Annotated in this window: 7 protein-coding genes; 3 read left to right on the plus strand and 4 right to left on the minus strand. The window is 36.2% G+C overall.

Annotated elements, in window-relative coordinates:
• The 4 genes from AB1422_10570 to AB1422_10585 all read right to left on the minus strand — a co-directional run.
• The coding region (locus AB1422_10570) for a carbohydrate-binding domain-containing protein (protein MEW6619760.1) at positions 1-4,171 on the minus strand (4,171 nt) is incomplete at its 3' end.
• A gap of 515 nt (positions 4,172-4,686) precedes the next feature.
• Positions 4,687-5,766 (minus strand): DUF362 domain-containing protein, encoded by a 1,080-nt coding sequence (locus AB1422_10575; protein MEW6619761.1) that lies wholly within the window; start codon positions 5,764-5,766, stop codon positions 4,687-4,689.
• A gap of 36 nt (positions 5,767-5,802) precedes the next feature.
• Entirely contained in the window at positions 5,803-7,212 is a 1,410-nt protein-coding gene (locus AB1422_10580; protein ID MEW6619762.1) for an O-antigen ligase family protein, read from the minus strand.
• Positions 7,213-7,456: 244 nt separating this feature from the next.
• On the minus strand, positions 7,457-9,310 hold the full coding sequence (locus tag AB1422_10585; GenBank protein MEW6619763.1) for a glycoside hydrolase domain-containing protein: 1,854 nt from the start codon (positions 9,308-9,310) through the stop codon (positions 7,457-7,459).
• A gap of 378 nt (positions 9,311-9,688) precedes the next feature.
• On the opposite strand from AB1422_10585, the gene acs reads away from it, so the two are divergent.
• From acs to AB1422_10600, 3 genes are all read left to right on the plus strand, one after another.
• The gene (gene acs, locus AB1422_10590) at positions 9,689-11,836 is read left to right on the plus strand and encodes an acetate--CoA ligase alpha subunit (protein MEW6619764.1); all 2,148 of its coding nucleotides are present in this window, start codon (positions 9,689-9,691) and stop codon (positions 11,834-11,836) included.
• 799 nt (positions 11,837-12,635) lie between these two features.
• On the plus strand, positions 12,636-13,118 hold the full coding sequence (gene ilvN / locus AB1422_10595; GenBank protein MEW6619765.1) for an acetolactate synthase small subunit: 483 nt from the start codon (positions 12,636-12,638) through the stop codon (positions 13,116-13,118).
• An 88-nt stretch (positions 13,119-13,206) separates the two neighbouring features.
• Positions 13,207-13,449 (plus strand): hypothetical protein, encoded by a 243-nt coding sequence (locus AB1422_10600; protein MEW6619766.1) that lies wholly within the window; start codon positions 13,207-13,209, stop codon positions 13,447-13,449.
• Positions 13,450-13,481 lie beyond the last annotated feature (32 nt).

The raw sequence follows: 13,481 nt of genomic DNA on the forward strand, positions 1-13,481 counted from the left end.
TTGCTAATCCTTTCCCCATCGCCTCGGCTATGTTTGTCCCTGGCTTACTTGCCGCTTGTTTAATATGTTCACCTAACAGATTACCAGCTATTTTAAATCTCTCTTCATCCGATACCTCTTTACCACTGAATATCTTTTCCTTGCCAGTTATCATTACGCCTTTTTGGTAGTAATCGGTAATTTTGTCAATATTTCCACTTACCTTCACAAGATAATCTAATTGAGCAGCATTAAGATTGCACCTCGCCGCTATCTGACCAAGTCCTACCTTTGTAGTTTGTAGTCCGGATAAGAATCGGTTATATCCCGTGATGCGGTCGCCAAATATATCCTTTCCAAAAGCAGCTGCACTGCCCAGATAGGTAATTTTCATAAAATTAGTAATTTTTGTTAGTTTTTGGAGGTTATTTAGTTTTTGAGTTAACTCGCCTATTTTAGCAATATCTTTGGCTTTTTTAGCGGCATCTAATGCCTTTCTTGCTTGGTCAATCTTAGGTGTAGTAAATGCATCTATGCCATTCAAGGCACTCATAAATCTTGAGCCTTTAGATAATTTAGCACCGGTAATAGCATCTTTTCCTGTAACAGCACACATGAGATTGTAATATTGCCCAATACCTGGTATAAGTGAGATACCAAAACTTAAAACACTCTTTACCCAGCTTTTACTCTGCTTGTATACTTCGGAATACTCTACTCTCGGCAAGCCCTCATCACCAGGTATATTTGCCAATTCTTCATCTGAAAGTGTTTTTACCTTACTAATGTCCAATCCATAAGATTCAAAGGTAAAAGCTCCACCCGGGACATACTTCTTCTGACCATTCGATACCAGGTAAACCGCATTACCAGAGCCTTTGACTAAATATGGGCTTTTGATTGGTGTGCCTGTTGGTATGGAGTTAATATCTCCATCTGGTACATTTTTTATAAATCGCTGTGCAGATATAACTGGAATTTCAGATTCATTTATCGGTCTTCTTCTACCATTTTCTATTACATAGTAGTCTGTAATTGCTTGATAATAGACATATCGTCCACCTATACTCATCCGGTCATCTCTTATATATTCTTTCTTATAATCTATCCCTTCTCTCATCCATGGTTCTATACGCCAGTATTTCCAGTATTTACTGTCTGCCTCCCATCTTGTTATTGCTTGAATTGTCCCATTAGGCACATCAGATGCATTTATTGATTTTCTTTTACCATCTTCTATCATATAGTAGTCTGTAATTGCTTGATAATAGACATATCGTCCACCTATACTCATCCGGTCATCTCTTATATATTCTTTCTTATAATCTATCCCTTCTCTCATCCATGGTTCTATACGCCAGTATTTCCAGTATTTACTGTCTGCCTCCCATCTTGTTATTGCTTGAATTGTCCCATTAGGCACATCAGATGCATTTATTGATTTTCTTTTACCATCTTCTATCATATAGTAGTCTGTAATTGCTTGATAATAGACATATCGTCCACCTATACTCATCCGGTCATCTCTTATATATTCTTTCTTATAATCTATCCCTTCTCTCATCCATGGTTCTATACGCCAGTATTTCCAGTATTTACTGTCTGCCTCCCATCTTGTAGAAACTTCTATTAAATCTGTCTTTTCCTTTACAATTCTATGAAGTGCTGGAGTATCTACAATTGGCTTTTTTATCCCACCAATCATATAATAAACCTGTCCATCAGAGCCTTTAATTAATTCTCCATTGGAATACTTTATCTTAGAAATTGGTTCTCCTTCATCAATTGATTGTAATTCTGAATTTGAAATTGTCTTTATCTCTTGTTGGTTAAATCCTAAAGCTTCAAATGTTATCTGGTTTGGAATTAGTCTTCTTAAACCACCTTCCATTAAGTATCGATGACCATCTTCATTCTGAAGTAAAGTTCCATTTGGATATTTAACTTTAGGTAAAGTAGCAAGAGTAGATAAGTCTTTAAGTTGTTCGCTTGAGACATTAACTGTATTTTCTATATTTAGCTCAAGTCTGAGTGCCCCTGGTAAAACCATCTTTTCCTGACCAGGTATAACACTAACATTGTCAAAATATGTACTGGGTTTTTGATTTGCACCCTGGTCGTATTTTACCATTGGGTCATCAGATTCTATTCTTTTATCACCTATCTGGATATAATCCACATACAGTTCTCTATCTGCTGAAACACCATGTCTTGATTCATAATGATGGTAATAATTGGTCTTGAAGAGATGCTTTATCTTATGCACCCAGTGGTCTAACCAGGTATAAATATCCTGGTCATTGGGATAAACAATATCTATCTTATGCTTGCCATCACTTAAAGGAACAGTAACTGTATAATCTTTATACTCATCCGTAACAAACCATTCTTTGATTATCTCCCCATCTATTCGAAGTTGGATTAATGGAAAAGAACCTCCATCTTCCTTACCCTTTGCTCTGACAGTGATGGTCTGTTCTTTGATATTTAAACCTAATGCCTCCCATGTAGTCTTATCTGGTATCTCAATCTTGTTATCCAAGGAAGTCATATAAAGTTTATCATCAGCTCCACGAAGGATGGTACCGTTGGGATATTCTAAGTGCGGAAATCGTTCTGGGTCATCGGAAATGCCTTGTAATTTTGAAAATGGGACTGGTTTGACCTTTGAGATATCTAAACCTAAGTTCTCAAGTGTCTGTTTATTTGGTATAAGTTTTTTCTCACCTGCTGGTGTTATCAAGTAGTATTGCTCATCATTAGTTTCAGAGTTTTTTAGTATAGTACCGATTGGATATTCGAAGTGTGGGATTTCATCACCTTTTGGAATGTTTTCTAATTCTGATGTAGATACCGGAATTGCCTTGGATTCGTCAAGGTCTAAGTTTTTTAATGTTGGTTCATCCGGTATTTTTCTTCTTAAGCCATATGCCATCAGGTAATAATCATTATCTGCTTTTAATAATGTGCCATTATCGTATTTTATGAGAAGGATTTCTTCACCATCCGGGATAAGTTCTAATTCCTCATCTGCAAGTGTGATAATTTGAGATTTATCTAATCCTAAGTTATCGAATGTTTTTTCATCTGGAATGCGTTTTTTAGTCCCTGAAACAATCATAAATCTATTGTCTGCTTCGCTTCTAACTAATGTCCCATCAGGGATTAAGGCCGAAAAAAGCAACTTTAAATCAAGGCTATCGACTTTATCATCCAGATTCAAATCGGCATTTTTGTAGCCTAATGTGATTATTTCTCTTTTATCTTCCCAGTTAGGGTCATTGGAGGTTTTACCAAAGGCTTCTTTGAGAAGGTTTAAATTAGAAAGATTATTATTAGCCCACAGGGTAAATATATCTTCCTGGTCTATCTTTTTATCTTTGTTAAAATCAACCTCTTTATATCCAGGTTGGGTTTGTAGTTGAGTTTTATCGTTCCAACCAGTATCACTTGATGTTTTCCCATAAGCCTCTTTAATCAGATTTGCATAAGGCATTCTATATTTTTGCCAGAGGGTAAATATATCCTTTTGGTCAACTATGCCGTCTCGATTAATATCTGCCTGTTTATATCCTTCTTTGACCACTTCTCTTACAACATCTTCTATTGGTACTAATCTTCTTCTCCACCATCCTTGTCGCAACCACTTTATTTTTCTCACCAGATTAACTACATCTTCCCAGCCCGTATCACCTGCTTTTTTATTTAATGCCTGCTCAATTTTATTTAGCATGTTTCTAACAGCACTATCTCTAAAAGAACGAGAATAGGCAAATCTCTTCAGGTCTTCTATGGTTATCTTATCATCCCTATTTTTATCCAGGTTTTTATAGCCAGTTCCAGGGATAGGTACTTCCTTTTCTATTTTCTCCCATTCTGGTTCGCCTTCCTTTTTACCCAATCCCTGTTCAATCTTATTTAGTTGAGCACTAATTTGTGGGGAATGTATCTTCAAGTCAGAGATATTTACTTTAGCATCGTTATTCAAATCGAAATTCTTGTAGCCAGTGTTTGGGATAGGTTTTGTAGTATCTTCCCAGCCAATATCCCCTACTTTTTTCTTCATTGCCTCACGCAACAATCCAAGTCGGACCATATTACCGAATGTTGGGTCAACAGGCTCATCTTCCTTTTTAGGTTGATGAGTAGTAAGTAATAGTTTTGGGTCTAACATAACATTATTAGTAGCCATTTTGGCACCTCCTCTGTAATTATAGTAAGCAGATTTAACGGATTTTAAAACAAAAAAGCCTTCTTGGTTTTAGATTAATGCCAGAAGGTTTAGCTTTCCTTTTTTATTTTCCTGCTGAATTTATGATTACCATAGAGATAGAGACTCATTTTCTTTTTACGCTCCTTGTTAATTTCCCTCCTTTGTGTATATATTATACTACATAATTTTAAGTTTGTCAAGAGTTTTTTTCAATTTTTTTTGTAACTATTCACCACGAAGAGCACGAAGGGCAGGGAGATGTTACAGAACAAATCTTTTTATGCCTTCTTTCAATCTTTCCACATTGAAATTTATCAATAGACCAACCTTAAATAGTAGTCAGTAGTTAGTAGTCACTAATTACTGTCCACTCTTCACCTCTTCCCTACTGACTACTATCTACTCTCTACTATTTTAGGTAATGACTCTATTCGATAATTCATCAAATTTCACTTCGTGCTCTTCGTGTCCTTCGTGGTGAATAGTTACCTGCATTATTTGTAGTTAAGAAAAAGTTGTCCCCAGTTTGTTTTAAGCATCTCATTAACCCTTTTTTCCCCAACAGCAGGATACCAGTATAAATCATGATAAAGCCTTGATGCGGCATAAGACCAGGGGACGATTGGTGTGCGAAGTAAAATATGTTCAAACGGTTTGAGGAAACCGTGATATATTGCCTTCTGACCTTTACTGGCAAAGGTATCACCACACTTAAAGCCAAAGTTGACACCCGATATATCCTCACCCACTACCTCTATTTCATTTGGGTTACCACACCCCAGCCCCATTTCGTGTGCCAGTCGAATGAAGCCGAGAGCGAGTGGGTCAAATCCCTGGATTTTAGCAGAGATAGCATCAATTGCTACCTGGTCAGAACTGGCTAAGATGTAATTTGTAACATGTGGTTCCATACAGCGAGGGCCAGGACCACTGCCCGCAATAGTTCCATCCATCACTGCAAAAATGCCGCTATGAATCTCCTTTTGAATAGTTAAAAGGTCAACCAGGGTCTCATGAATAACGCTGTGTGTCCAGTGTCTTTTTTGGGATAAAAGACCTCCAAAGGCATTCTTCATTGCCCCAGTAATCGTAGTGAACACATGCGTTTTCACGGTTGGCAGGTGAATGATACTCTTCCCCTGAAACATCTTTGGAATAAGAATACCTTCTGGATACACCTTATCCAGAACAAGTATCTTCCCTTTCGGTTCGTATCTTACCCACTCTATAGGTTTCTCATTCAAATAAACCGTAGATAGACCATATTTATCTATCACTAACTTATGTTTATTATTTACCTCTCCGACTCTATCATTGACGACAACAGTGCGATTATGGGCACCAATGATATTTTGTGGTGGATAGCCGTCATTAAGAAGGGTTTTTATTACCCCTTCTAATTGCCAGGGTGTAGTTGAGCACGCCGGATACCAGTGATGCCAGGAAATGTTAATTTTAAGAAGAACAACTTTATCCCTGGGTAAAAAACTCTCATATTCGGCTAATTTCATTAACCGTTTATAATCCTCGAGTACCGTTTCCGGCTTTGTTTTTAAAACTGCAACTTTACTCATTTCTTTAAACCTCCTCTTATGACTCGAAGTAAATTTTTATCCTTCTTTAGCCATACCATCTTCATATTTAAGAAAATATCTAAGAAGTGCGGCTAAAGCCGAAAACCAGTAAAATGGTTCAAAGTCTGTCTTGTCTATAAATATACCACTTATCATATGTCCTATTAAGCCAATTTCAAGTGCTCGACTTAGATTGTGAACATTAATCCCTTGAAATTCTTCTTTTGCTGATTTCCTTACCCGCCATAAATCTGTAAAATTAAAAAATAATAATAACAGGTAAGAGAATAAAGTAATAGTCCCCCCTTGAGCTAAGAACTTTATATATGTATTATGCGGAACAAGTTGTTCGATATTACTATCCCATGGGAGATAGCCTCTAACTACATACTGAAAATTTTCCTGTCCTATACCAATTAAAGGATGCTCTTTCCACATCTCAATACCTGCCTTCCATACATCAATTCGATGAGTGGCTGATGCATCCTCCTCATAAGTCTTAATTGTATTCATTCTCTCCCAATAAATAGGGGGAGCAAACATTATTCCTAACCATATTACTCCACTTAATATAAGGAATGATTTTAATTTCTTTTTTGAGTTAAGGGCAAGGGATAGTAGAACTACTCCAGCACCAATAGAACCACCTCGAGAACCAGTAGCAATGATACAAAAAATTGAGATTGGTAAAAAAATAATACCCGCGATTCTCTCCAATTGATTCTTGCTAAAAATCTTATAGAAAAAAAATGGTATTGTCATTACGACCATGTGGGCAAGGGCATTAGAACCCTTTAACTGACCTCCACCTACCTCTGTTCTTTTCATTGAACCTCCCAGAATGAATGTGCGGATGGCTAAAAGAGATAAGCACCCGCTACCTCCTGATACTATCCAATAGGCAAGATTAAGTTTTTTAAAGGAGTCTGTTAAATTTAGAAAAAGGAGATAAAATATCATTCTTTTACCAAATACATTGGATTCCTCAATACTCTTTTCTGGATAAACGGCATTAATAGTGGAAAGATATGCCACGGCTATTAGTCCTAAAATAGCAATGTTTTGCCAGCATTTAACAAATCTAAAATTTCGTTTAACTATCATATTAAATAACCAACTTCCCACAACTACTGGTGTTATGTAGAATATTGCCCTTGTATCTGATGGAGCATATTTTATATCACATGACATAAGAAAATATAAAAAGATTACGAATAGGACTCCCAAATAAGGCTCAAGGATAATACCTATACCTCCCACAATACATAATCCAATCAGGGTCGCATTCCTGATGGAAACAAGAGGGCATAAAAACAGAAATCCCATCGCCATACATAAAACTATGCTTATCGTAATCATTATTGCCGATGGTAATTCCTTATTATATTTAACCTCTATCCAGAATGAGGTTATCTTTTCTTTCAGAGTATTAAAATATTTCTTCATTTAATATGTCTCCCTTACAGATTATGTAACTACTCAACTTTGGCAAAAAATGCAAAACTCGTTTATAGTTTATGGTTTATAGTTTATTGTTTATAGTCTATAGTCCTTCAACTATCAACTATATATAAACTATCATAAGTTTTTCAAAGAAGTTTGCAAATTTGCCAAAGTTTAGTAACTATTTAGCCATCTGAAGTGAAATAACAGGCAATGGTTGTTAGGTTCAGGGTTCTACTGTCTTACTTCACCTGGGTAAATAATTAACCAGATTATTTATTAACAGCTGTTTTATCTTATAGCAGTCACTAACTTTCTGCCTTGGTCTTTTAAAGATACTATCTACTATTTTTCTATCTCCACCATTTCTTCGGATTATCTCTACGATGTATTCATAAGTTTGTAGCTCTGTGCGAAGGACTTTTAGTCGTAGAGATGGAATAGGAATATCGAGATTAAATTTACTACCAGGATAAAAGGCTAATGCAGTGCCATCTTCGTCATCAAGGTAGATATAAGGGTCATCTTTCCATGAGGCACAACTCCAGAAGCAAATTCCATCAACTTTTGCTTTCCATATTTCCCATAATATATCTATTTCTTTATCATCTTCATTATCACAAAAAGATTTTTTATTTACCGCGGGCAGACTTCCATAAAACCAGATTTCTTCATCCTGCCTATGTCTATTTTCCGCATCAGAAATATCACTCCCCAGTCCAACATTCCATAATCCAACATAGCCATCTAATCTTTTATCTGAGGAAAGATACTCATAATACCGACCAATATCAATTCTAAAAACAAACTTTGCAGATTTAGTATCCATAATTTTCTTTCCCGCACCTATATTTTTAAATCCTTTTCTTGTTAATTCTGCATAGTATTTCAACGCATCATAATCAGCATAGGGATTTTGGGGAGATTCCTTAGATGGGTATCTCGGTTCATCCATCCGCCAGGGAATTAATTTAGACATAGTTGTTTTATGGTTAAAATATATCTGAAATTGGGTTTGTGTCCAACCCTGTTTATTAAAATAATCTTCAAATTGTTGACATATTCTTATATATTCTGTTCTGTATTCTGGAGTCGTATATCGTCTTGAATTTTTATCTTCGCCCCATTTTGCAGGCCAATTACAATTAAATGGCAATATAAAAGATGATAATGCTCTGCCGGTCCCTCGCTTACATTCATAAAAAATATTATCTTTGGGTGAGAAGTATTTATTAAACTGATTATAAAATGCCCTCCAATCCACTACCTTAATTTTATCCCCATTACCTTCAATAATGGGGGCATAATTCCCCTTCATTCCACCATCTTGATTATAGGGTATTTCACTAAGGGTAAATCCATGTTCCCGTGCCATTTTATGAAATTTCTCTTCAATGCTTATGTATCGTGCGTCTTTACGGTCAACATCAAATCCTCTTGATATCCAGATATAATCATTTAAAATAGCCTTTAATGAATAATCATCCGGAAGGGCAAAATTTAATACCTTAAGTTTAATATTTAGTGTTTTAAGTAATTTTTTAGTCTGGGTAACCTTAAGAGTCCCTTGATAATCACCAGCAGGAATATTTTTAGGTATGTAAATATCACACCAGACAGCCTGGTTTTTTTGTCCGATAATAGGTTGGGTAGAAGTAGGAATATCAAATGGGGCACCATAGTCAGGGACTTCAAAAGGTATTAATGCATCCGGATACCATACATTATTTAGTTTTATATACCACTCACGAAATAGTTCAATATTCTCTTTGCTTTGAATAACTCCCTGTCCTGTTAAATTACTGACTAAAATATCTACATCCTTAAGTTTTGTATTCTCTGCCTCAATAACTACTTGAAATCCTACATATTCATTCTTTGCCCCCTGAAGGGAAATAGTATTAAGGTTTTTATCAAAGAAGTAATTTTTGTCTTTATATTCGCCAATTATTGGTTTAGCGTTATATTTTCGCGGGTCTTCCTCATATACATTTCCAGTGATAGGATTGACCTTTTCATATTCTCCTGTTACCCAGATATTAACTGAAGAAAACGCCGGAGAAGAAGACAATAGAATCAGTAATAATATGATAATTTCCATACTTACATAATATCACATAATTTAAAAAAAGTCAATTAGTAATTGACAACGGGTGCGTGTAAAATTTATGGGTAAAAAATATTCTGAGAGTTAGACCTGAAATTAAATCAAATATCAAAATGCAAAATTACAAATCAAATTTCAAAGAGGAAATAGCAGGGTTTCTCTCAAAGAGTTGGAGGAATTTGGTAATATCTTTGCTTCAAGTATTTTAACGCTGAAAGGAAAGAGATAATTTTACATTTTGATATGTAATTTTTATATTTGCTTTTTGCATTTTGCTCTTTGGAGGGAATTGAATAATAGAGATGTTAAAAGTTACCCACAAATTTTACATACACCCTTGACAACAGTTAAAATATATGTTAAACTATAAGAGTGAAAAATGAAAATGCCAGATGTATATTTTCACCTAAATCAATTGCGGTTATAGGCGCCTCTACTCATCAAGATGCAGTAGGCAGGACTTTGTTTGCCAATATATTGTTTTCTGGATATACAGGTATTGTCTATCCGGTAAATCCGAAGGCAAGAGGCATTTTAGGCGTTAGGGCATATCACTCTGTCTGGGATATTCCAGGGGGAGTAGATCTGGCTGTAATTATCGTGCCAGCATCAAGCGTGCCTGGTGTTATGGAGGAATGTGGAGAAAAGGGTATAAAAGCCGCCATAATCATCAGTGCTGGATTTAAAGAAATAGGTGAAAAAGGAGCACAGATTGAAAAAACGGTGATAGAGATTGCGAAAAAATATTCTATTGCGGTTCTTGGCCCCAATTGTCTTGGTATAATTAATACTGACCCGGAGATTTCTTTTAATGCGACTTTTGTTACAAGTATGCTAAAACCCGGTAATATCGCCTTTATTTCTCAATCCGGTGCCCTGGGTGTAGCGGCACTTGAATATGCCTCAGACAATAATATCGGGCTGTCAAAATTCGTCTCGATTGGGAATAAATCTGATTTAACCGAAACTGATATGCTGGCGATGATGAAGGATGACCCAAATACAGATGTGATTCTGCTTTATCTTGAGGACCTCACAGACCCCAGAAGATTCTTAGAACTGGCAAGAGAGATAACCGGGGATATTCCTGAAAGAAAGCCAATATTAGCCATAAAATCAGGACGCACTATCGAAGGAGCAAAAGCGGCTTCGTCTCATACCGGGGCATTAGCCAGTTCAGACGACGTTTATGAATATTTCTTCCATCAATGTGGCGTGTTAAGGGTAGAAACGCTTGAAGAACTATTTGATTATGCCCGCGCATTTGCCAATCAACCACTTCCAAAAGGAAATCAAGTCGCAATTATCACTAATGGTGGTGGTCCCGGGATAATGGCAACAGATATTTGTATCAGATATGGCATGCAATTAGCACATTTTGATAAAAAAACTACCTCAAAGTTAAAAAATGGCTTACCACCAAGTTCAAATATAAATAACCCCATTGACCTTATTGGAGATGCCAGAGAAGACCGCTATGCACTTGCCTTGAAATCTGTTCTGGAAGATAAAAATGTAGATGGTGTCATAATTGTTATCTGCACTATTCAGCCAATAACTACCTTACAAAATATCGCTTATGTTATTACAGAAATGATGCCCAAATACCAGAAACCTATTATGGTTTGCTGGATGGGAATAACTGATATATCCAGTGTTTTAAAGATTCTTGATGAAAAAAATATCCCGCATTATAAATTTCCAGAAGTGGCGTCAAGAGCACTGGCAAAGATGTGCGAATATACTCAATGGGTAGCACGACCTCGAACACAGGTTCGAATATTCAATGATGTTGATAAAAAGAAAGTAGAAGAAGTCATTTCTCTTGCAAAAACACAAAAAAGAAGATTTTTACCCGAGCCAGAGACTTATGAGATTTTAAAGGCGTATGGATTCCCGGTGTTAGACTTCCGATTAGCAAAAAATGAACAAGAAGCCACTCAATACGCTCAGGAAATCGGCTATCCAGTAGCCTTGAAGATAGTTTCTCCAGAAATCCTTCATAAACTGGATGTGGGTGGCGTCCGATTAAATATTGAAAATGAAAATGATTTGAGAAAGGCATATCAGGAGATGACTCTGAAATTTACTAACTACACTGTTTGGGGTATCCTTGTTCAAAAGATGGCAAAGAAAGGGAAAGAAATCATTCTTGGGATGAATAAAGATTTACAGTTTGGCAATTTGCTTATGTTTGGATTAGGTGGTGCTTATGTCGAGGTATTAAAAGATGTAACATTCAGGATTGCTCCAATTCGTGAACTTGGTGCTTACAATATGATAGAAGAGATTCGCGGCTATAAAATATTGACCGGTTATCGAGGTGAAAAACCATCTGATATTGACATCATTGCTGAATGTTTAGAAAGGTTATCCCAGTTAGTATGTGATTTTGAAGAAATAGAGGAATTAGATATTAACCCTTTGATTGTGTTTGAAAAAGGTAAAGGGGCAAAGATAGTTGATGCCCGTATCTTGATATTATCCTTACCCACATCTTTTACTGGACAATGTTATTAACTATGCATTCATTCACAATTCACCATTCACAATTCACCATTGTTTCCCTTTCCCATTTTTTCCTCTTTTCCCCTTTTTCCTTATGGACACTTGAACAGTTACAAAAAAAAGATATTTTCCTCTCTGTTCCTCTGCGTCTCTGCGGTAAATTACCACCTGAACGGTTACCGGGAAAAGGTTATTTACTTTTATTACAGTCACCCTCAATTCATTTTCCTTGACATTTTGATTTAATTGTGATAAAATATCTCCAGTGCAATTAGAATTAATCTCCTGTCGTGTTGAACAAATAATGCAGGGAATTTGATTCTGGTAACTGGTGATTGGTAACTGGTAATTAAATACCGTTTGGCTGATTTCAGGACGAAACTATTTAACCAGTTACCAGTTACCAATTCTGATAACAGAGGTCGAAAAATCTGGTGGTGTCTTAATCTAGCATAAAGGTTAAAATAGTGTATAGGGTTCTGCAAAATAGGATTTGAGGGAGACAACAAATAAATATCAAATATCAAATATTAAATATCAAATATAAATATCAAAATGCAAAATTACAAATCAAATTTCAAAGAGGGAGTAACAAGGTTTCTCAAAGAGTTGGAGGAATTTGGTAATATCTTTGCTTCAAGTATTTTAACGCTGAAAGGAAAGAGATAATTTTACATTTTGATATGTAATTTTTATATTTGCTTTTTGCATTTTGCTCTTTGGAGGAAATCCCTTTTGGACACCAAATCTGCATAGATTTCACTATTAGAGTTATTTTCAGACACCACCAAAAATCTGGAGGATGAAAAAGATGCGACATACTATCTCAGTGTTAGTCGAGAATAAATTTGGGGTTTTAGCCCGTGTAGCGGGATTATTTTCTGGCCGTGGCTTTAATATTGATTCCTTATGCGTTGCCGAAACTGACGACCCAACTATGTCAATGATGACGATTGTTACTCACGGTGATAATAAGATAATCGAGCAGATTGAAAAACAACTCAATAAACTTATTGATGTCATTAAGGTCAGTGATTTAACTAAAGAAGAACATGTCGAAAGAGAGCTGGTTTTGATAAAGGTTACAACAGAAAACGGTAGTCGGGCGGAAATTATGGAGATTGTTGATATCTTCCGGGCAAAGATTATTGATGTTGGACAGAAAACCATAATTGTGGAAACCACTGGTGACGAAGATAAACTGAAAGCCTTGATTAACCTGCTGAAGCCTTTTGGAATAAAAGAGATAGTTAGAACAGGTAAAATCGCCCTATCCAGAGGAACGAAGGGGTAGTCGTAACCGTTCACCGCAGAGACACACAGACGCAGAGAAGAAAATTAAAATTTATGGACGATACGCTTAACATCCCTGATTTTCATCAGTGCAAGCTCTTGAGTCCAACAACATTAAACTTGCCCTGATGAAAATCAGGGATGGATTAACAAATCTGGCTTGCCGGCTGAACATTCGGCAAGCAGGTCCTATGTATTTCAATGGCTGCACCAATAATCTTTTCTGTTATCTGATTCATTTCCATATCTTCTCTGTTCCTCTGCGTCTCTGCGGTAAATTACCACCTGAACGGTTACGGGTAGTCAAATTTCACAGGGAAATAATCCGATGAAAATACTTCCATTAGCCTTTGATTCTTTAGGC

Source organism: bacterium (assembly GCA_040757115.1).
Classification (GTDB): Bacteria; UBA9089; CG2-30-40-21; order CG2-30-40-21; family SBAY01; genus JBFLXS01.